The following is a 21520-nucleotide window of genomic DNA, read 5'->3' as shown; positions in this document are numbered from 1 at the left end:
GGTGGTGACGGCGAGGCGGAGGGTGACGCCGGGTGTGGGGCGCCGGGCGAGGGGGCCCGGTCCGAAGCCGGCGCGGGGGACCGGCAGGGCGGTGCCGCGGTGGGGGCGGCCTTCCCCCGCACCCCCGCCTCCGGGCGAGGGCCGTCGGTCACGTCCGACGCGGGGACCACTCCGCCACCGTGTCCGACGCCGTCGTCTCGGCTCGTCGACCACGGACGCCCGGACGCCCGGGCGCCCGGATGCCGGGCCCTGGGCGACCGCCGTCCCGCGGTCACGCCCCGCCGCGCGCCCCCGACGAGGCCGGCACCGGTTCCGGAACAGGCCGGGGGGCGGGCGTGTCGGCGAGTGCCGTCGCGACGATGTCCGACGCCGCCGCCTCGGCGAGTTCGGCGTCCGGAGTGAGCAGCAGCCGATGCGTGAGCACCGCCGGGGCGAGCGCCTTGATGTCGTCGGGGACCGCGTACGCGCGACCCGCCGCAGCGGCCCGGACGCGCGCCGCCCGGACCAACGCGACGCTGCCGCGCGGGCCCGCGCCCAGCCGGACCAGCGGCGACGTGCGCGTCGCGGCGGCGATCCGTACCGCGTAGTCGACCACCGGCTCGGCGACGCGCACATGGCCGCGCACGAACCGGGCGAACTCGTCGACGTGCCGGGCGGTCGCGATCACCGGCAACTGCTCGGCGACCGCGACCTCGGGTGCGTCCCCGGCCACCGCGACCTCGGACGCGTGGTCCGGATACCCGGGCGACACGCGCATCATGAACCGGTCGAGCTGGGCCTCCGGCAGCGGATAGGTGCCCGACATGTCGACCGGGTTCTGCGTCGCCACCACGAGGAACGGCCGCGGCACCGCGTGCGGGACGCCGTCCACCGTGACCCGGCGCTCCTCCATGACCTCCAGGAGCGCCGACTGCGTCTTCGGCGACGCCCGGTTGATCTCGTCGGCGACCACGATGTGCGCGAACACCGGCCCGGGAAGGAACTCGAACGTCCCCGAACCCTGCCGGAACACCGACACACCCGTGATGTCGGACGGCAGCAGATCCGGCGTGAACTGCACCCGCCGGCACTCCGCCCCCACCGAGGCCGCGAGAGCCCGCGCGAGCGTCGTCTTGCCCGTCCCCGGAACATCCTCCACGAGCAGATGCCCCTCGGCGAACAACGCCGTCAACGCCAACTCGACGACATCACGCTTCCCTTTGAGCGCCCGCTCGACGGTGTCCGCGAGCGCGACAAAGCACTCCCGAAACCGCCCCAGCCCGGACGCGTCGTCGGGGGGACATGCGGGATCGACGGTCTCGGCGGCGGCAACAAGGGAATCCACCTGTCGAGTCTGCCGGGCGGCCCACCGCGAAATCGTGGAAAAACGCGTCGAGATCGCCGAGGCCGGGTCGGTGTACGGGACCGGCCGTCGTCGGTGAACGGGCGGGTTCGGCAGGGCGTCGCGGTCGCGAAGTCGTTGTCGGGTCGTCGGAGATCGGAGAGCTGCGCTGTGCGGATCGTGACGGTTTTGCACCGGGCGCTGGAGAATGCTGCGCGGGGCGGGATGACTGTCCCGGAAAGGCCGCGTGTGGCGAATTCCTACAATCCGTGTCGGTGTCATGCCGCTACTGTCGTGCGGCAGCACAAGCACGAGGGGAGAAAAACGATTCGATGACGGCCGACGATGAAAACCCGGCAGCCGCGGTCCCGACCGAAGCCGACGTCACCCGAGCCCTCGTTCGGGGGGCCGCGGGACATGCGCCGAGCGAAGTGGCCATCGCGCTCTTGGCGTCGCACGGATACTGGTTCGGCCGCGCGGACTTCGTCGCGTGTGTCAGGGATTCCGATGACTCCGGCGGACCCGGTGCGGCCAGGGGGAGTATCGACTGGAAGAAGGCGATGGGGCTGTCGGCGCCCACACGTGCCTTGTTGATCCTGCACGCGGCGGCGAACCTGGCGGCCGGGCAGCCGGTCCAGCTCTCGTGGCTCAGCGGCCTGGGGTTCGACGAGACGCGCGTTCTTCTGGACGCGTTCATCAAGATGTCCGGTCACGGCGATCGACTGCGTATCGCGTCCGTTTCCGAACACGATTGACGGGGTGAAATGCGTACTGCGGTGGTGATGGGTACGGGATTGATCGGCACATCGGTGGCGCTTTCCCTGTCCGAGCGCGGCGTTCGCGTCCATCTCTGCGACCGTGACCCGGAAGCGGTGAGGATCGCGTCCGATCGCGGGGCCGGTATTTCGGGATGGCCCGAGGAGCGCGTCGACTTGGCGATCGTGGCGGTTCCGCCGTCCGCGATCGCCGCGTCACTCGACGAGTGTCGGCGCAGGAATATCGCGTTCACCTACACCGACGTCGGGAGCGTCAAAGCGCACCCGTTGCGGGAGATGGAATCCCTCGGGTGCGACCTCACCGATTACGTGGGCGGCCATCCCATGGCCGGAAGCGAGCGTTCTGGACCCCACGCCGCGGACAAGGACCTTTTCCGCAGTGCTTCGTGGGCGGTGGTACCCAACGCCGCCAGTGGCGGACGGGCGCTCAATCACGTCTTGGAGCTGGTGTCTCTCTGCGGTGCCACCCCGGTCGTGATGAACGCCGACGAACACGATGCCGCGGTCGCGCTGGTGTCCCACGCCCCCTATCTCATCGCGGCGTTGTTGGCCGGTCGATTGTGCGGCGCCGCGGGGCAGGCCACCCGCCTCGCGGGCCGTGGAGTCCGCGACGTCACGCGCGTCGCGGGCTCCGATCCACTCTTGTGGTCGGAGATTCTGCGCGCGAACGCGGCTGCTGTGGCGGACATTCTCACGCAGTACGCCGGAGACCTTCAGCAGACGGTGGAGATCCTGCGGGGGCTCGCCGCCCGTGGGACCACCGAATCATCCCCCGCGGAAGACGAGTTGCTGGGGCTCCTGGCCCGGGGAGTGGCCGGGCGCGCGGAAATATGCTGAGGCGCGGGGCGCTTCGAGGCTCGATGGTGCCATTCCCGTCCTCGCGACGCGACGCGTGAACCGGAGCGACGGCGGCTGGAACAACGGCAGGGTGGGCGCGGGGTGTTCTCCATGCCCACGGACGGTTGGGGGCCGGGAGAGCCGCCGGCCGCTCCGTCGTGCCGCCAGGACCCGTCGCGGAACCCGTCGCCGTCGAGCCGGATTCCCGGGGGCCTGTCGGACCGAAGGACCGGGGCGAGTGGCCGATCGGCGGGAACGCCGCGTCGGCGCGAGACGTTCGGGCTCAGGGCCGCTTTGAGGTCAAATCCATGGGGATGCCGGGGCCTGGGGGCTCCTGGGTTTGCGGAGCACCGCGCCCTCGATCACGGGACACGCGCTGCCGGGTGCCGATGACCAGCGCATGAGCGCCGGTGCGTGACCCGGCCTCGCCGCCGTGTCCCGCGGTGGACCTCCGAATCGCGCAGACGCGAAACGGACAGGCGAAATTTTTTTCTCGGCGACAACCGAAAGTCTGTTTCCGCTTCACGGTGTCGGCTTCCCCCTTGTTCGGCTCACCGGATTCGTGGCGCGAAGAGGATAGGAACGCGTCCGCACGATCGCCCTCGCATGGTGCCCGGTGTGCGCGAAGTGGATAGTGGCGGGGCCGCGCGGACGTACCTCGGCCACCGCATCGTGCACGGTGAACAGGGCTTCACTCAGGGGGAGTTCGTCTGATCGACGCGCCGACGTGCCGACGCGGGGCACCGTCTTCGGAGAGCCGCAACCGGGTGTGCGATGACCCGGGATCCGCGCGGAGGTGATTGCGCGGGAAAAACGCGACACCGGGACGGCACGCGTATCCGGACCGGCGAAACGGGGAGCTCCGGACCGACCATGACGGCTTCGCCGTGAGGCAACCGATTCACGGGGGCGCACGTCATATGCGCGTCGCCGTCACAGGCATTCCGATGCGAAGGATCGAGCGGATACTCCGCCCGACCCGGCTGACCGGGCCCCATGCCCGGCGAACTCGCACCAGACCTGAGGGCGGAGACACCGAGGCGTCGTCGCCCGGCCGGGAGACGACGCCCACGTCCCCACTCTTGTCCGTCGATCGGAGAGGAATGCCAAGCTTGGTCTCCCCCCGCCTCCGCTACACCGCCGTGTCCACGATCGGCGTCATCGGCACCTCCGGTGTCGAGTTCACCACCGAAAACCTTTGCCCTGCGCCGGAATACGCCGACCGGGTGGCGCGCTTCTGGGCCTTGCGCTGGGCCGTCCGGCCGGGCCGCGAACAGCAAGCGTCCGCGGTGTCGCTGCTCCTGCCCGACCCCTTGGTCGTGCTCAACGGCGAACGTGTGAGCTGTCAGGGCATCATGCGCGGCTGCCGCGCCACGAAGGTCCCGCGCACGGGCACCTTGTACGCCGCCGCACTTCGTCCGGGAGTGGTCTCCCCCTTGGTCGGCGGGGCCACGGCGGCTCTCAATGACCGGAAGGTCCCGGTGGCCGACACCGCGTGGGGGGCGCGTACGCCCCAATTGGCGGCCGACCTGCGCACCGCCGCTGCCGGGGACGGACTGCCCGGATTCGCCGCCGCGTTCGAGCGATCTCTCCGCACCGCACCGCGGTTGCCCGAGGATCCCGACCTGGCGCGGGTGGGCGCGATGGTCGACGCCATCCGCGACGACGGACTGACCCGCGTGGTCGAACTGGTGGACCGGTTCCACCTGTCCGCCCGCACGATCCAGCGCGGTTTCAACCGCCACCTGGGCGTCAGCCCCAAATGGCTGCTGCGCCGCTACCGCGTGCTGCGCGGCGCGTATCGCCTGCAGTACGACCCGCCCCAGAAGGCCAGCGAACTGGCCACGTCCCTCGGCTACTTCGATGATTCGCATTTCGCCCGCGACTTCGCCGACATGCTCGGCAGCACACCGGCGGCCTTCGCGCAGCGGTTGCGGAGCCCTGAATTGACGGGACGTCAGGGGCGACAGGCCCTGTGCGCACCCGCGGCGGTCGGCGCCTGAGACGAGGCGATCCGCCGGGAGCCGCGCGGCTTGTGCGACACGCTCACCGCACAAGCCGCGCCGGGCCCCGGGAGAAGTCCCAGCGGATACCCCGCCGTCGGCGACGCCGTCGCCGCCTCGGAAAACCGGTGCCGGAGGTGCCCGCGTGGAGCGCCGGTCTCCCGCCGCCTCGATGGACGATGGGGTGTGTACGTCGGGGGAATTCCGCGTCGGTCGGCCCAAGAGGCCGCGATTGCCCGGTTCTTCGCGCGCCACGACGCGCGTGAGTGCAACAGAGGACCCGCTGCGCGCGTGACGGGACCAGCCCACCCGAGTCGTGGTTGTCCCCGCCGCTGCGCCGAGCCGCGATGCCGGTGGCACGCCCGACAACGGGTTGTGCGCAGGGGACGTCCGCGTCGGCCGGCCCAGAGGCCGCGGGGCCTCACTCCTTGCCGCGCCGCGAAGCTCCGTGATCGGCGTGGTGGACCGAGGACACGGTCAAGACGTGGTCGGCGCCCGCGTCACACGCTTGTCGGCTGCCCGGACTCGACGCGCAGCGGCGTCAGTTCGGCCTCCAAGGCGGTCAGCCCTTTCGGCAGTCTGCCGGGCAGGGGGCGGTCGAACCGCAGCGCGTCGATCCACGGCACGAACCACGCCTTGGGAACCCCGCCCGCCACGAGCCGGAGCAGTTCGGCCAGTTGACGGGGCAGGCGCCCGGGGGCATCCGCGACCGCCACAAGCCCGAGCAGCGTCACCCCCGGAACCCGCCCCGCCGCCCACTGGCGCGCGGCGACCTGCGCCATCGCGAGGCCTGGGGCGTTTGTCCGCGCGACAAGCACGACCCGGCTGACGTTGCCCTTGGCGGGGATCGGCCACGCCTTGGTCGATTCGCGTCCCCCCGCCACGGCACTCGCCAGCGTCGACACCCCGGCGCCGCCGTGGCAACCCACCCACCACCACGGCGGATTGGGCGCATCCAGCGCGACCGCCTGAAACGCCAGGCCTTCCAGGGGCGATTCGGCCGCGAGCGCGGATTGTGGGCGGACCGCCGTGGCCCCGGGGCTCGGGGCCTCGACGACCGGTGCCGCGACGTGGTCGTCCCGCGCCCTCGCGGCCAACCACGGGTTGGGCGGCCCGTCGGCTTTCATCGCTGTTTCCTTCCGGAACCTCATGTCAACCGCCGTGCTCGCGACCGTGGTCCTTGTCCATGGTTTTGGCCTTTCCCGCTGTGCTGTCGGTGTCCGTCGTGGATCGCTCCGGGCGCTGGGCGCTGAGAGGTTGAGGGACGACGGCCTCCAAGTCCTCGTCCTGAAGGGCGAAGGCCGGATGCGCCATGAGTATGTCCGGCGCTGGAACCGCGGGAAGTCCGCCCGGCTGCATGTCGCCGTGGCCGTCGCGCGGGTCACAGGCGACGAACGGGCCGTACTGCGGGTGCATGAGTGCGCGAAGATGAGGATCGGCGTGCTGAAGCCACCAGGTCGACATGCCCAATGCCGGATCCACCTGTCGGAGGTATTCGAACGCCCGCCACATCACCGAGAGACGCGCCACGGCCTCGGAGTGACGCCACCACTCAGGACACCACAGCTGCACCGATCGGTTGAGCCGTCGGTGGATCACTTGGGAGAGATATTCCCGGACGAACTGGTCCAGCGACGTGAATGCCAACTCGACGGGACCGTCGACGGGTCCCTTGGGGATCCCGCTTGGCGTGCTCATACCGGGCTCCCTTGTTTCTTCGTCAACGAGACCTGGGGTGGTGGCTCATGCTGGTCGAGCGACGCCTGGATCCGGTCGGCGTATGGTCCCTCCCACCACGGCACCGTCCGCACGAGGACCGGCGGCGCCCCGCTGAGCTGGACGAACGCACGTCCGCGGGGCATCGACCCCAGGTCGGGAACGTCCAGGACCGGCTCTGACCGCGATCCGCGGCTGATATTGCGTTCGAACAGGTCCGTGGCCTTGCGGGAGTAACTGGTCGTGTGTGGCTCGAAGACGCCCGATGCGGCGGACAGGTCGGAGAGGAACTTGGTGTCGGCGACACCGCCGCCGTAGACGCGCACGTTAGCCGCACCCCACAGCTTCGACATGCCGGTGTCTCCCCACGCCGCCGCGCCCTGCGCCCATGACTGGAGGATGGTCATCATGACGATGCCGCGCGAACCAAAGTGCGAGTATTTGTCGGGCAGGGCCTTCCACGGGCACACGTTCGCGGCCTCGTCGAGAACGAACAGCATCGGTACGGGGAGCCGACCGCCGGGACCGTCCCGGCCCTGGTTCTCGGCTTCCTCGGCCAGTGCCGCGGTGAGTGCCACCACCAGGGGCGCGGCCATCTTGTTCGTCTCCTCGGAGAGTAGGTACAGCGTGTCCTTCCCTTCCGCGATGAACTGCTTGTAGTGGAACTGCGGCCGGTTCGGGTTCTGCCCCGGGGTGATCCACTCCGTGACACTTGGAGCGATCAGGAACGAGACCATCTGTGCCGCAGTGCCGTACACACCCGCGCGCTGTCGGTCGGGTGCGGTGATGACGGAATCGAGGGCGTCAGCGGAGAGTTCATGGCCTGCCGCGCGCAGGAGCTGCTCGGGAGTCGTGTCATCCGGCCGCGTGATCCAGCGGTAGATGTCGGTGATCGGCCGACCGTCGATCGATGCGGCCAGTAGAAGGTTCGCGATCAGGTCTTCCGCGGCGGGTTCGAAGTAGGCGTCGCTGCGTGCGTGGCCGGGACGGTTGATCGAGGCCATGCGGGAAGCCAGCTTGATGGCGAGCACGATGCTGTTGCCGACGTACTCCAGGGGATTCCAGTACCAGATCGGTTCCGCACCCGCCTGCTTTTGCGGGTCGAAGATCCACACATCGCCGTACTCGGCGCGCACTTCCCGTGTGGCGTCGACGACGTCGCGCTTGTTGGATGTGACGACGACGGCACCCGGAGCGGCCACGATGTTCGGAACCGCGCGGCACGCGGTCTTCCCGGTCCGCGGCCCCCAGATGTCGACGTGCATGTCCTCCCACGAACCCCAAAGCGAATGACCGCTTCTGACTGTGCGTCCGATCAGGACCCCGGGAGGCGAGAGACCTTCGAGCCCGAGCCGCGACGCGGTCTCAGCCACGCCTTTGGCCGTGGCGGGGGCGAGGTCCTTGATCGAGGCCAGATAGGGGATGGCCCGATCGACCTTGACGCGTTTGCCGGAGACGGCCGAGACGAGATAGGCGATGCCCGCGCCCACCAGGGCCACCAGGATCGCCGCGGTCACGGACGCCGCCGTCGCGGTGGCACCTGGCCAGGCGTACTGTCCGTCGACGAGGCGCACCGCGAGCATGACCGGGGATGGTGGCGCATCGTGGGAGCCGAGGGTGGCGAACCATGCCCCGACCCAGAGGATGCACGCGATCATGAAGGCGATCACCAACATGATCATCATCACCAGGGAAGCGGTGTGCGGGTAGGGCCCCCGGCGCCGCGTTGTCGCACTCACGGTGACCCAACCGGAGTCGTGGTCGTCGTGTTCATCGCCGCGCTCCGACCGCCTGCGGGGGCTTCAACTGCCCTGGCACCGCCATCCCGAGGCCCGCACCGGCCGCGAACGCGGCCACCTGTCCGCCGAAGACCCGGCGCAGTCGCCACCGCACCGGCCGTGACAGACGGTTCGGCAACTCTCCCAAGGCGGCGACACCGTCATCGGTCGCGCCGACGGAGGACGCGGTGAACGACGTGGCAACCCTGTCGTGATGCGTCGTGGGGCTGCTCGGTTGGCGGAAGAAGACGTGGAGGCGGGCGTTCGCACACCTGGGCGCGGGACTCAGAAAGGCATCCGTGGGCTCGGACTCCGGCACCCCGGTCATCACCCATGTGACGGACGCGGCCCGGTCGTGCACGACGTGGTCCCACGCCTCGCGTACGGTCTTCGGTGCCACATCGCGCCATCGTGGGGCCGGTCGGCCGTCGATCTCCCCGACCATGTCGGCCACCGAGGGGTCGAAGACCGCGCGGATGGCGTACGTGATCGACCGCGCCGACAACGGCGCGGCCCGGCCTCCCGCGTCGGCCTCCAACAGCGAGCAGATGCGCGGAACCCGGGAGCCGAGCCGAACTGCCATCTCGGATACGTTGGCTCGCCCGCGTCGACGGCTGGATGCGGCGGAGTTCGACGGTTCGGTGTCGGTGTAGGTCAGCACGAAGCGCAGCACGTGTGGTCGGGTCGACTCGGTCATCACGCTGATGCCCTGTAGGGGTGAGGCGCGCAGCTCGGCCACGACACGTTCCCAGCGGGCGACCCAGGCCTCGACGGACTCGTCCGGCGCCGGAGCGCCGTCGCCGCTGTACTCGACGGCGATCGCGTGGAGCCCGCCGGCCGTGGTCGACACGAACGCGAACGGTCGGCCGTAGGAGTCCGGCGCCTCGTGCAGTCTGAGACCGGGCACAACACCGGGGATTCGGCAGACGCCGTGGCTGCCGACCCGCGCGGAACGCCCGCGAGGAATGGCTCCGGGGATTTGTTTCCGAGCCTCCGCGGTGGAGGCGACGGCGGGTGTGGGGGAAAAACGCGACATCGCAGTCCCGTTCGATCATGGCCAACGAAAACTCTTATGAACCATCGGGGCAAAGTGCCTGCCGAGTCAAGGTTTCGGAGTTTCCGGGGGGCCGGTTGGTGGCAGATTGACGGACATACGGGGGATCCGACGGCCAACTCTGAGACCTGTCGCATTTATCCAAGCCGGATACCGCGTCGGCGCCCCACCATGGACCGAGGCTCCATGGCAGAATATGAGGTTCACGTGATACTAGATGCTGTCAATAATGCGCTCGATGCCATTCCGCATCTGCTGCCGCGTCCGGTCGACACCAACGGTCCGAACAGTGGTGACGTCCCGGACAAGCAGGACGTGCATATTCCGAATGAGCTGAGCAGCGGCGTCTCGCGGATCTTCGGATTCATCACGTGGGTGGTCTTCAGCCTGGCGGCGGCTGGCGTCCTCTTCTGTGCGGTTCGGGTTGCCATCGCCTACAAGGAGGGCGGCGAGGTCCTCGCTCCCGGGCTGTTGTCCCCGCTGATCGCCTGCATTGTCGCAGTCTCGGCTTCCGGCATCATCGGCATCGTTGTGGTATAGCGAATTACGCGCTTTCGGGGTGGTTCCGCTGTTCGGGAGATCGAGAACGAAGTCCGCAGGGAAGGCTTCCGAGCCGTGGGGTTTCGCGTCATCCCCCTTCGGGGGGCGGATACGCTCGATGACGGCTGTTTCCGCGGTCATTCTCGCATGCCTGGGCCTCTGCATCTTTTGGGTTGTCTCGGATATTCTTGCCGGTGACCATCCCGGGGTGGTGAAACCGAGCGATGCATCGCAGGTGCCCGTCGCAGGGGGAGACCCCCTTCCCGCGAACGACGCGAAGCCACCGCCCGGAGGGGTCCCGAAGCCGAATTCTCCGACGGGACCGTGCCCGGTGCTGGACGGCGGGTTGGTGGACACACCGACGCAGGAGCCCTCGGAACTGGAATGGGAGAGCTATCGCGGGCTCGCCATGCCGGAGTCGCGGTTCTCGGGTCCGGTGGGCGGATCGGGAAGTGTTTCGCGCTGTTTCGCGCATACGCCGACCGGTGCGCTTCTCGCAGCCATGCAGATATCTTCTCGTGCGGTGCTTGCCCCTGATTGGCGATCCGTCGCTCAATATCAAATTTTGCCTGGTCCGGCGGCTGACGAGTTTATTTCCCGTATGACCAGTCTCGTGGGAACCGCCGAACCCGGGTTGGTACGGGATGTGACCGGGCTGATGCAGCCGGCCGGTTTCAAATTCCTCGGCTACAGCCCCGATCAGGCTGTGATCGCTCTCGCGTTCTCCTCGGAAAGTGGTGTCCGCATGCAGTCCGCGGTCTACACGGTGATCTGGAATGGTGACGACTGGCTTCTTCAAGCGCAGCCCGGCGGCTCTGTCAGCGCGTTGTCGCAACGACCCGAGTCGCTGGACGGTTTTGTGCCGTGGGGGAAGGAGTGAAGTCCGTGGGTGCGCAGCAGCGTTCGCGTGGTGACTGGAAACGGTCGATGCGCAGGCTTGCCGTGGTTTTCCTGGCCGTGGGTTTGTTGTTCGGAATGAGCGGGGGGGCCGCGTCCGCTTCGCCGCAGACTGCGCCCGCCATGCCTGCTGACGACATGATCCCCGAGGCCGATGCCCACTTGACCCGAGGCTGCTTGTTTGTGCCGGCGATGGCGAGTGGGGCGCTGTGGAACGTGTACTGCCCGACCACGGATCCACAGATCAATCAGCAGGTGAGGCTGCGAGACAAGGACAACAAGGTACTGCACGGGGACATAACCCAGGGGTGGAATGCGCCCTTGCCGGAGGGAGGTACCACATCTGATTATTGGGAAATGCAGATTGCGATGGCGGTCTGGTATGACGACTGCGAGCAAATCGACAACATTCCGAAATACCATCTGGAATGCGCCATGGACGGAGACGGGGCGCCCGCCAAGAAACTTCCCAGTACTTCGCCTTACAATGCCACGTCATTTTGGGAGAATGGAAACAACGATCCGTCGGTAAGTCGACCCTGTGAATTTATTGCAGTGGCCTCATCGGAGGTTACCTGTATCGATCCGCGTGATGAAACACCTTGCCCCAAGGACAAGCTGGGGAACGGGAGTCAACTTCTGCGGAACTGTGAGATACAGAATGCGGAAGTAATTTCTCATTTCAAGTACGAAACCGAAACTAAGGGGGCGCGGTCGTGCGATGTCACGGGGGGTGAATTCTGCGACTATGACCCGGACAAGCCGGCACCCAGTTCCGCGTTCGAGGACGATGAGTTCCTGGAGGCGCCGATCGAATGGACGGCAAAGCGACTCTCAGAGGCCGTGGGCGAAGTCAGCCTGTGGTGGATCCTGGCTCCTGATCCAATGATCGACAGTGGCAAGGATTCCGGGATCAATGTTGAACAGAATGTCAACTTCCTGATCCAGCACACAAATGTGATCACGCTGACTCTGGTGGCCTTGTCTATCATCGTTGCTTCGATACGGATGTCGCTGACTCGCCAGGTTCAACATGCCCAGGACGTTTTTCGGAGCGTCGTTGTCCTGGTCTTGGTCTCCGGTTTGTCGGTATTGCTGATCAACTCCTTGGTTGCCGCGTCCAGTTGGTATTCGACGTGGATCCTCGTGCGGGGTCTCAATCCCTCCTCGACGGAACCGCTCAGTCGGGCTCAGGGCCAGGAAGCCGCCACCTACGCGGTCGAGTCATTTACCGCGAACCTCAGCAACCTGAACTTTATTCTCCTCGTTCTGCTGAGCCTTTGCCTGCTGGCGGGCGCACTCGTGCAATGGGCCTACATGATCGCGCGCATCCCTCTTGTCACCATCCTGGCGGGGACGTTGCCGTTGGCCGCAGCAGCTACGAACACCGAGGTTGGAAAATCGTGGATGTCCCGTCATCTGACGTACCTCGGTGCATTCATTCTGATCAAGCCGGCGGCGGTGACCATTTTTGTCGCCTCGGCGCGGCTGTTCAGTTCGAATTCGACATCCATGGGGGCGGAGGGGCAGTTTCGAGGAGCTGTCATCCTGCTGTTGATGTCGCTGCTGCTTCCCGCGCTGATCAAAATGATTTTCCCGATCGTTTCGCCGGCTGCTGGGGGCCAAGCTGCCGCGACAACGATCGTCGGTGGAGTCCTCGCCGGTGGTGCCCGTCTGGTGAAGCGCTGATGCGCAGGTCAACCGGAAGGAGGTCGCGTGGGCACGTCTGACTCCCGTACCTACGGCAACTGGCGGAAACCGACATCACCGGGAATCTTCGGTATCGGGCTTGCCGGCACCTTGATGCTGTTCATCGGCTCCTTGCTGGTCATCGGAGCCTTGTTTTTGTCGATCGTGCTGGCATTGGGCATGGCCGTGGCGGTCGGTTTGGTTATCGCACCGATGCTCATCCGGGACGAGCACGGCCGCAATGGGGTGCAATGGCTTACCGCGACGGGGTCGTGGGCCATGGGTGTGATGCGGGGGCGTCACGTCTACCGGTCCGGTCCGTTCGGTCGCATTCCGACCTTGTCGAACGTCCTTCCCGGCCTGGGGACTCCGTTGGAGATCACCGAAACCGAGGACGCGCACGGTCAGCCGTTCGCGATTGTGACAGCGCCCGGTCCCTGGCACCACACCGTTGTTCTGGACTGTCATGCCGACGGAGCGTCGCTCGTCGACACCGACCAAGTCGATACCTGGGTCGCGTACTGGGGTGACTGGCTCACACAACTCGGCCATGAGCCGGGGCTGGTGGCCGCGTCTGTGACCATCGAGGCCGCACCGGACACAGGTGCGCGCCTGACTCGCGAGGTCTACGGAAATATGCGGCAAGAAGCGCCGCCGCTGGCACGCGAAGTTCTCGCCGAGATCGTCCAGAGTTATCCGTTGGGGTCGGCCACATTGACCAGCCGCGTCGCTCTCACCTACTCCGGTGCCGCTCGCAACACCGGAGCGCGCCGCGACGTTGAAGCGGTTGCCAAAATGCTCGCGGCGCGCTTGCCGGGCCTCGCGACCGACCTCCAGATGACCGGAGCGGGCCCCGCTATTCCCATGACCGCCCGCGAACTCGGCCTGATGCTGCGGGTGGCTTACGATCCCGCCGCCGCCGAGTTCATCGACGGAGCGCCGGATGAGGTGTCGTGGAGCGAAGTGGGGCCCGTGGGAACGCTGGAGACTGCTGACGCCTATCGCCATGACACCGCGTGGTCGATTACGTGGGCGATGTCCGAAGCCCCCCGGGGGGAGGTCTTCTCAAATGTGCTGAACCGCTTGGTGATGCCGCATCCCGACATCCTCCGCAAGCGGGTGACTCTCATGTACCGGCCTCATGACGTCGGCTCCTCCGCCCGCCTGGTGGAACGTGACCGTAAAGACGCGCTGTTCAAAGCCAAACAGGCGAAGCTCGCCCAGGCGAGAGATTCGCTCGCGGTCATGGCCGCGGACCGCGCGGCTCAGGAAGAGGCGACAGGTGCGGGACTCGTGCGATTTTCGTTGTACGTCACGGCCACGGTTGCGGATCGCGACGATCTCAGTCTCGCGGCCTCGGCCGTTGACAACCTCGCGGCGGCATCCCGACTGCGGCTGCGTCGAGTTCGCTATGGGCAGTCCAGTGCCTTTCTGGCGGCTCTGCCGCTTGGGCTGGTGATGCCCCTGCACCTGAAGGTTCCGCAGACCGTTCGGGACGCGATGTGAGATCCGAGGAGATCGGCCGACAAATGGCAGAGAGCGAGACCCGCGACTCGAAAGAGCGAGGAATCACCCCCGGTTCGAAGAACCGCGGTCAGAGGACGCCCGGAGTGCGACCCGCGCCTCCGCGTGGTTTCGGCGGTTGGGGAGGAGGACATCCGGCCTATGTGGAGGCCGCACCCGAGTGGCGCGGGACCACAGTTCAGGTTTGTGGTCTGTGGCCGTTCGGCGCCGGTTCAGGCACTCCCGTGGTCGGTGTGCCCGTCGGCCGTACGCTCAACGGCAACGCGACCCTGTGCTGCGATCCCATCAGTTGGTTTCAGCGTGCGCAACTCATCCTGAATCCGAGTGAGTTCGTTCTCGGCAGACCTGGGCTGGGGAAGTCCACGATCGTTCGGAGGCAGGCGCTCGGCCTGGCGGGCTACGGTGTCCAGCCGTTGGTCTTCGGGGATCTCAAGCCCGACTACGTGGATCTGATCCACGCGCTCGACGGCCAAGTGATAGCCCTCGGCCGTGGACGAGGATTCCTCAACGTCCTCGATCCGGGTGAGTCGAAGGCAGCGGCAGGGCGGCTCACCGGAGATGCTCGGAGGGCGCTCGTGGCGGACGCTCACGGGAGGCGACTGAACGCCGTCGCGTCGTTGATCACGGTGCTGCGGGGGGTCCCACCGACCGACCGGGAGGAGAGCATTCTGCACGTCGCGTTGCATGTGCTGGACCAGCGCCACGACGGAGTCCCGGTGCTCGGCGACCTTCTCAAGGTCATTCAGGAGGCACCGGATGTCGTGCGCTCGACCGCCCTGGATCGCGGTGACATCGAGCGTTATCACGCCATCACCGAAGAATTGGAGGCGTCACTGATCGGATTGCTCGGCAACGGACGCCTGGGGGACATGTTCTCCCGACCGACCACCGAGCCGATGCGCCACGACCGCCCGGTATGTTTCGACGTCAGCAGCATTGACGACTCGGACGCGTACCTCCAGGCCGCGGCCCTGCTCGCATGCTGGAGTTATGGTTTCGGCGCGGTATCCGTCGCGCAGGCACTCGCGGATGCCGGACTTGAGCCGCAACGCCACTACTTCGTCATTCTCGACGAGTTGTGGCGTGTCCTCAGGGTGGGGCGTGGACTGGTCGACCGCGTGGACGCTCTCACCCGCTTGAACCGGCAGCGTGGGGTGGGGATGGCCATGATCACCCACACGATGTCCGACCTGTTGGCGCTTCCGTCCGAAGAAGACCGCATGAAGGCAAAAGGCTTCGTTGAGAGGTCTGGCATGGTCATATGCGGAGGGCTGCCGGCAGCAGAGATGCCGCAACTCACCGAAGTGGTGGGGATGACCGAAGCGGAACAGCGCATGATTGTCGACTGGTCGACGCCCCCTTCATGGGATCTGGCCGGTCGGGCCAGGGCGCAGCCGCCCGGACTGGGCAAGTTCATGGTCAAGGTGGGTGGTCGTCCGGGTATCCCGCTGGTGGTCAGACTCACCAAGGCCGAGTTGGCGATCAACGACACCAACCGCAGGTGGACGACGTGAAATCCGGACGTCGGTGCGTCAGCCGTGGCCGTCGATGGAGGAAAAGGGCAGGCGTGGTCGTCTGGGTCCTCGTCCTCTCGGTGATTGCCGCATTGGCGCCGGCGAGGGCCGATGATGCGTTTGACGAGGATTCGCACACCGACGCGGCCGAGGCTTGCCGCCACCAACCCGACGCCTTCTACGTGCCGAAGGATCCGCAAGGCAACTGGTTCTGGTGGTATTGCCGCAGCGAGACGTCAATCTACGGCAACGAATACAGTCCTTTCGGCTGGTCGGATTCCTCTGACATCAACGCCGATGACGACGACAACTGGGAAGACTGGATGGCGAAGCATCTGGTTTCCGGAAACTTGGTGGATTTCTCCCAGCTCAAGGAAGAGCCCTGTGTGACGTGGGAGGTGAGGAACCCGGAAACGGAGGGCGATCTCAGTGATGCCCAATGCGCAAAAATCAAAACACTAGGTATGCGGCAGTCGCCGTGTGACCAATGGTGGGATCTTATCAAGTCGGTCCAGTACCAAAGAGGAGTGGAGCCGCTGGACGTTGAGAGAGACGGCGCGTTGATATCAATCTGTCGTGTTCATCAGGCTCACTTTCAGAGATCCTGGTCCCAGCGCCCACTGGTGGATACGAATGAGTATGACAGATATCAATTCTCGGCCCCACCAGAAATATCTCAACCGATATCGCAAATCCTTTCCATTGCTCAGTGGGTTGCTTTGGTGGCGGGTGTGGTCGGTGTTCTGTCCTGTGCGGCAAAGCTTGCCGTCGGGTATCAGAATGGTTTCGGCGAAACTGCGACCGGGATCGTCGTCGTACTCGGCTCGATTTGTCTGGCAATGTCGGCAATGGCGCTGGCCAGCCTCGTTTTGATCGGCTGAGCATCAATGGTTGTCCGTGAATTCTCGGACGGCCTTCCGTGGCCCGGCGATATGTCTGTTCCCGATCTTTGGCAGTGAAAGGATTTCGGATGTCTGATGAAATCGACTTCAATCCGTTCGTTGGTGCGGTTCGAGGCGCGCTGGATACTCTTCAGCCGGTGCACACACTCGGTGCTTACGTGAAAACGGCGATAGAGAATCCGGGCTGGGTGGCGCTGGGGGCCGCGGTTGCGATGGCTCCGCACCTTGGCCCCGGGCTTGCAGCCGGCCTGGAGGCGGTTCTGTAGTCGTGGGCCTCGGGATGGGGGGCATCGCGGTGGGGGCGGGTCTCGGCGGCGCACTGACCGCGACGTTTGCGGTGGTCGCGGCGTCGTACATGGTGGCGTTTCTTCCGTGGGACCCGAAAACCGACGCTCTGGACGCGTTCGGGAGTTACGGCGGAGGGCTCAACAAGAGTGCGATGCCGGCGCATGCGCAGTCCTACGCGCCGTATGTCGAGGCGGCCGGGTCGATGTGTCCGGAGGTTACGCCGGCGATTGTCGCGGCGCAGATCGAGGCGGAGAGTGGGTGGAACAAGAACGCGGTCAGTGATGCGAACGCGCAGGGGTTGAGCCAGTTTCTGCCCGGGACGTGGCCGTCGTACGGGCGGGACGAGGACGGCAGCGGAAACGGGGCGGATCCCTTCGACCCGCAGGACGCGATCATGGCGCAGGGGCGGTACGACTGCGCCATCGTGGAATCCGTCAAGAAGATGCGGGAGGGGACGTATACGGGCGGCTGCCAGCTGTCGAGCGGTGAGTCGAAGCCGCCGCCGAAGGCGGGTGAGATGTCCAAGGACCTGGACGTTCTCGAACTGGCGCTGGCCGGCTACAACGCGGGTCCCGGGGCGGTGTGCTATTACCGGGGATTTCCTGATTTTCAGGAGACCAAGGACTATGTGCCGCGGATCATGAAGTACGCGTCGAAGTACGCGGACGGCGCCTCCGCGAACTGTTCGACCAATGATCAGAATCTCTGCGCGCTGTACCTGGCCAAGCAGTATGCGGATCCGAAGTGGGTGGCCAAGAAGTATCCGGGGAAGACACTCACCTATTCCTGGGGCGGCGGCGGTGCGAACGGGCCGGGCTACGGAATCGTGGATTCGGGGAACGACGACCGGGGCCTGTTCGGATTCGACTGCTCGGGACTCGTGCAATACGCGTACTATCAGGCATCGGGCAAGAAGGTCATGCTGCCGCGCACGGCCGAATTCCAGAGGCGTGAAGGCGATCTTGTGGCCGAGGGCTACGGCGGGAACAAGTTCGACCTGAGCAGGGTGCGGCCGGGTGATGCCGTCGCGTTCGCGGGAGGGAAGGGCGGAAATTATTACCACATCGGCATCTATGCCGGTGGGGGAAAGCTGGTCAACGCCTATACGCACGGCAGATTCGTCGAAGTGAAACCGCTGTCCGATTACAACGGCGAGTACTGGATGTTCCGCCGGATCCTCAAACCCGGCGGCACGCGAGACAACGGAGACCACGGATGCCCCGAATGTGCCGCACAGGCCGCCGCGCCGGGGCACGGGCGCGCGGACTACGTCTCGGTGTGGCAGCCTGCGCTGCCGCCGCGGTCCTCGTCGGCTGTCACCTGGACGCGCCCGGCGAGGCGCCGCGGGAGACGTCCGGGGCGGTTGGTGCCACCCGGACGGGGACCGCGGCCGGGTCGCCCGGTGTCCCGGGAACGGAACGGACCGACGGACCGGGGCACCCGACCGGAAGCACACCGCCGGTGCCGACCGGGTCGACGGCCCCGCCGCCCGCGCTGATCGGCACGTCCGGGACGCCCGCCGGGGGAGCGCCGCCCCCGCCCTCCACGGTCGACGGCCGTGACGCCATCGCGGTGTCGCGTGCGGTGGTGGAGATCAAGTACACGATGGACACCGCCATCGACGCGTCCGGCTGGGACGCCGTGCTGCGGGCCGAACCGTTCCTGGCCCCGGAGTACTTCGCGAAGCTGCGCGACAACCCGCCGGTCCGCAGCCCCGGCGGCGAGTGGATGGAGTGGGACGCGCACGAGGCGTACACCATCTGCCAGGTGGACTCGGCCGACGAGACCGGGAAACCCGAGGACACCCCGTTCCGCGCGTTCCACGCCTGGCGCGTCGCCGTGACGGCCACCGGGCGCGACGGGTGGTCCGGGCAGTCCCCGGACGCCGTGGTGTATGTCGTCCTGGAACGCGCGAGCGCGACGGCCGAGTGGAAAGTGACGCGGATCGATACCCGGTAGCCGACTGTTTCCGGCCCACATCGGCGCATTTTTGCAAGCCAGACCCGGGCGTTGCTGTCCACACTGTGGAATCGGCGGGGTCGTCGGACGACCGGGCCCGGCGCGGGGTCGCCTGCTTGTCCTCGACGAGACCACCGCCGCATCCCCATTCCCCGGCACGCCTCATACCCCTCGGACATCTGGACACCCGGAGAACCGGAGAGACGAACGACCATGACCGCACAGTCTGTTCACCCCGTCGGCGGGCGGTTCGCCCGGTGGCGGCCCCGGCGTCGTGAGGTCGGCTGGGTCGCGCTGGTTGTCTGCGTCGCGCTGATCGCGACGTCGATCGTGCTGGGCACGGGTGCCGCGGGAGCCAAGGTGTCGCTCGCGGACCTCGGGAACTGGCTGCCGAGTTCCCAGGCCAACACCGTCGTGCACGTCAACGGGACGACCGGTCAGGTGGACGGCCGCGTCGAACTCCCGGGCGACGCCGGAGGGCCGCTGCAGGTCGGCACCGACGGCTCGACCGTGCTCGTCCTCGACCAGGGGACGGGTACGGTCAGCCGCATCGACCCCGCGCAGCTCGCCGTTCCGCAGATCCGCAGCTACGGCTCCGACGGTCTCGCCCTGGCGGTCGGCGACGGCAAGGCCTGGCTGGTGAACGGCCCGGCGGGCACCGTGCAGCCCATCGACCCGGTGTCCCTGACGCCCGTCTCGGCGCCGATCGACCTCGGGACCAAGCCTCTCGGCCCCGCCGGTGCGGACAACGCCGGGAACCTGTGGGTGACCCTGCCGGCCACCGGCCAGATCGTCGCGGTGCGCGGCGCGGTCCCGTCGCCTCCGATCCCGGTCGCCGAGCCGGGGCACGTCCTGCTGCTGACGATCGCGGACGGGCACCCCGTGGTGACCGACACCACCGCGGGCGTCACCCACGTCGTGGGCGAGGACGGGCCTGTGCGCTCGATCAACCTGCCGCAGGCCGTCGCCGCCGCCAAGCCGGAGGCGGTCCGCATTCCGGCGACCGGCGAGGGGCCCATGGTGCCGATCCTCGACACCTCCTCGGGCCAGCTGGTGGTGCTCAACGTCAACGACGGCGCCGTCCAGGCCGCGCCGATGACCACCCCCGGCAGCGACTTCGGCGCGCCCGAGGTGCTGGGCGTGCGCGTGTACATCCCGGACCGCACGGGCGGGTCGCTTGTCGTCTACGACACGGCCGCGGCCTCGTTCGCGCCTTCCGTACGCGTCACCGGTGTCGCCGGACCGCTCGAACTCGACGTCCGCGACGGGATGTTGTGGGCCAACGACCAGACCCAGGCGACCGCGATCGTCATCGACGCGCAGGGCACGCCGTATCCGGTCGACAAGTACAAGCCCGACGTCCCCTCGGACACCGGCAAGCCGTCGCCGACCGCCACCCGCACCACCCCGCCGACCAAGACGACCTCGCCGACGAAGCCGACGAGTTCGCCGTCCGGGGGGCCCGAACCCGGCCCGGGCGGGGGCGACCCCGCGAGCGATTCTCCCGAGCCGTCCGACCCCCGGGATCCCCCGGGGCGCGTCGAGGTGCCCGCCACCACCGCGCTGCCCGATCCCGACCCTCCGAAGTCCCCCGAGCCCCAGGTACCGCCCGTCGTGGTGACGGTCACCGAGCACGTGCCCGTCGTGGTGCCGTCCCCGTCGTCTCCGCCGGAGTCCCCGAAGCCGCGGCCGGTCGAGACCGACGACACCCCGTCGCGGGACCAGCCGCCCGCGTCGGACCCGGCACCCGACAGGACGACCAGTGCGCCGCCGCCCGCCCCGAAGCCGCAACCTCCCGGCACGCCGAAGGCGGAGTCCGGCGCGGGCCGCATCACGCTGGTCTTCGCGGCGTCCCCGGGCGCCCGCCCCGAGCGCTACACCCTTGACGGCCTCCCCAAGGGCGCGAAGGCGACGCCCGGGTCGGTCGCGCCCGGCGGCCCGTTCCAATTCGTCGTCACCGGGCTGAGCTGCGCCGACGAATACAGCTTCAAGGTCGTCGCCGAGTTCGGCGCCACCAAGGTCGCCTCCGGTGCGTCGACCGCCGTACGCCCGTGTGTGCTCGTCTCCGCGCCCACCTCGCTCAAGACCGAGGTGCCGCGCAACGGCAAGGGCTTCACGGCCACGTGGAAGGCGCCGGCGAACACGGGCGGCTCCAAGGTGACGTACACGGTCTCCTGGTCGGGCTCCGGCAAGGCGTCCAGCGGGAGCACGAAGACCACGGAGACCAAGGCCACCGCCAAGGGCCTGATCAACGGCTACGCGTACAACGTCAAGGTCACCGCCACCAACGAGGTCGGCACCGGCCCCGCGGCGACGGCCGTGGCCAAGCTCAAGCCGCCGACCCGCACCTACAAGGTCGGCCCCAACACCAAGGACGGGAACACGCTGGGTGTCCGCAGTGGTCCCGCGGTCGTCGGCACCTCCTCGGTGGCGCAGATCCCCGCGGGCTACACGGGAGAGATCACCGTGCTGTGCCAGACCAAGGGCGAGACGGTCCCGCGCGACTACACGTCGCTGAAGGGCGACATCTGGGACAAGGTCACCTGGAAGGGCAAGACCGGCTACACCAGCGACCTGTACATCCGCACCCCCAACTCCGACGCCGCCAAGTTCTCGGCCGAGCTGTGGGAATGCGACTGACTCCCGTCCCTCTCCGGCCGGGGGCCCAGCCCCCGCCCGCGGCCGGACCGCCGCGCGCCGCCGCGGCGGTCCGGCCCGTTCA

Annotated in this window: 18 protein-coding genes; 13 read left to right on the top strand and 5 right to left on the bottom strand. The window is 67.5% G+C overall.

Annotation, left to right across the window (positions count from 1 at the left end; genetic code table 11):
- Positions 1-271 precede the first annotated feature (271 nt).
- A complete protein-coding gene (locus LO772_RS01465) occupies positions 272-1324 on the bottom strand; it encodes an AAA family ATPase (RefSeq protein ID WP_443089355.1) in 1053 nt (350 codons plus the stop codon).
- Between the two features lie 272 nt (positions 1325-1596).
- On the opposite strand from LO772_RS01465, the gene LO772_RS01460 reads away from it, so the two are divergent.
- The 3 genes from LO772_RS01460 to LO772_RS01450 all read left to right on the top strand — a co-directional run bounded on the left by LO772_RS01460 (position 1597) and on the right by LO772_RS01450 (position 4937).
- Positions 1597-2076, top strand: a complete 480-nt coding sequence (locus tag LO772_RS01460; protein ID WP_231776461.1) for a hypothetical protein — start codon at positions 1597-1599, stop codon at positions 2074-2076.
- 9 nt (positions 2077-2085) lie between these two features.
- Positions 2086-2934 carry a prephenate dehydrogenase gene (locus tag LO772_RS01455; RefSeq protein ID WP_231776460.1) on the top strand — a complete coding sequence of 283 codons (849 nt, stop codon included), beginning with the start codon at positions 2086-2088 and terminating at the stop codon, positions 2932-2934.
- 1112 nt (positions 2935-4046) lie between these two features.
- Complete coding sequence (locus LO772_RS01450) at positions 4047-4937, top strand: helix-turn-helix domain-containing protein (RefSeq protein ID WP_231776459.1); 891 nt, start codon at positions 4047-4049, stop codon at positions 4935-4937.
- 500 nt (positions 4938-5437) lie between these two features.
- Here LO772_RS01450 and LO772_RS01445 read toward each other — a convergent pair whose 3' ends face one another.
- Genes LO772_RS01445 through LO772_RS01430 form a run of 4 tightly spaced genes read right to left on the bottom strand, consistent with a single transcriptional unit; the run spans position 5438 to position 9338 of the window.
- Positions 5438-6064: a DUF6668 family protein gene (locus LO772_RS01445; RefSeq protein WP_231776458.1), complete on the bottom strand. Its 627-nt coding sequence runs from the start codon at positions 6062-6064 to the stop codon at positions 5438-5440.
- 25 nt (positions 6065-6089) lie between these two features.
- Positions 6090-6635 (bottom strand): DUF4913 domain-containing protein, encoded by a 546-nt coding sequence (locus LO772_RS01440; protein WP_231776457.1) that lies wholly within the window; start codon positions 6633-6635, stop codon positions 6090-6092.
- A complete protein-coding gene (locus LO772_RS01435) occupies positions 6632-8392 on the bottom strand; it encodes a type IV secretory system conjugative DNA transfer family protein (RefSeq protein WP_231776456.1) in 1761 nt (586 codons plus the stop codon). The genes LO772_RS01440 and LO772_RS01435 overlap by 4 nt, the downstream gene beginning before the upstream one ends.
- 31 nt (positions 8393-8423) lie before the next feature.
- Positions 8424-9338 carry an SCO6880 family protein gene (locus LO772_RS01430; protein ID WP_231776455.1) on the bottom strand — a complete coding sequence of 305 codons (915 nt, stop codon included), beginning with the start codon at positions 9336-9338 and terminating at the stop codon, positions 8424-8426.
- A gap of 333 nt (positions 9339-9671) precedes the next feature.
- Here LO772_RS01430 and LO772_RS01425 point away from each other — a divergent pair, with 333 nt between their 5' ends.
- The 10 genes from LO772_RS01425 to LO772_RS01380 all read left to right on the top strand — a co-directional run bounded on the left by LO772_RS01425 (position 9672) and on the right by LO772_RS01380 (position 21438).
- Positions 9672-10025: a hypothetical protein gene (locus tag LO772_RS01425; RefSeq protein WP_231776454.1), complete on the top strand. Its 354-nt coding sequence runs from the start codon at positions 9672-9674 to the stop codon at positions 10023-10025.
- Positions 10026-10143: 118 nt separating this feature from the next.
- A complete protein-coding gene (locus LO772_RS01420; RefSeq protein WP_231776453.1) occupies positions 10144-10905 on the top strand; it encodes a hypothetical protein in 762 nt (253 codons plus the stop codon).
- Positions 10906-10910: 5 nt separating this feature from the next.
- Positions 10911-12611, top strand: a complete 1701-nt coding sequence (locus tag LO772_RS01415; protein WP_231776452.1) for a hypothetical protein — start codon at positions 10911-10913, stop codon at positions 12609-12611.
- Between the two features lie 27 nt (positions 12612-12638).
- Positions 12639-14117 carry an SCO6880 family protein gene (locus tag LO772_RS01410; RefSeq protein WP_231776451.1) on the top strand — a complete coding sequence of 493 codons (1479 nt, stop codon included), beginning with the start codon at positions 12639-12641 and terminating at the stop codon, positions 14115-14117.
- Positions 14118-14278: 161 nt separating this feature from the next.
- Positions 14279-15649, top strand: coding sequence for an ATP/GTP-binding protein (locus LO772_RS01405; protein WP_231776450.1), 1371 nt, complete (start codon positions 14279-14281; stop codon positions 15647-15649).
- Between the two features lie 53 nt (positions 15650-15702).
- A complete protein-coding gene (locus LO772_RS01400; protein ID WP_231776449.1) occupies positions 15703-16530 on the top strand; it encodes a hypothetical protein in 828 nt (275 codons plus the stop codon).
- Between the two features lie 89 nt (positions 16531-16619).
- Positions 16620-16817 carry a hypothetical protein gene (locus LO772_RS01395; protein ID WP_231776448.1) on the top strand — a complete coding sequence of 66 codons (198 nt, stop codon included), beginning with the start codon at positions 16620-16622 and terminating at the stop codon, positions 16815-16817.
- Positions 16818-16819: 2 nt separating this feature from the next.
- Entirely contained in the window at positions 16820-18337 is a 1518-nt protein-coding gene (locus tag LO772_RS01390) for a bifunctional lytic transglycosylase/C40 family peptidase (RefSeq protein WP_231776447.1), read from the top strand.
- A complete protein-coding gene (locus LO772_RS01385) occupies positions 18301-18798 on the top strand; it encodes a hypothetical protein (protein WP_231776446.1) in 498 nt (165 codons plus the stop codon). The genes LO772_RS01390 and LO772_RS01385 overlap by 37 nt, the downstream gene beginning before the upstream one ends.
- Positions 18799-19011: 213 nt before the next feature.
- Complete coding sequence (locus tag LO772_RS01380) at positions 19012-21438, top strand: fibronectin type III domain-containing protein (protein WP_231776445.1); 2427 nt, start codon at positions 19012-19014, stop codon at positions 21436-21438.
- Positions 21439-21520 lie beyond the last annotated feature (82 nt).

The organism is Yinghuangia sp. ASG 101 (assembly GCF_021165735.1).
Taxonomy (GTDB): domain Bacteria; phylum Actinomycetota; class Actinomycetes; order Streptomycetales; family Streptomycetaceae; genus Yinghuangia.
The sequence above is the reverse complement of the archived record's forward strand: the minus strand, read 5'-3'. Positions and strand labels throughout refer to the sequence as shown.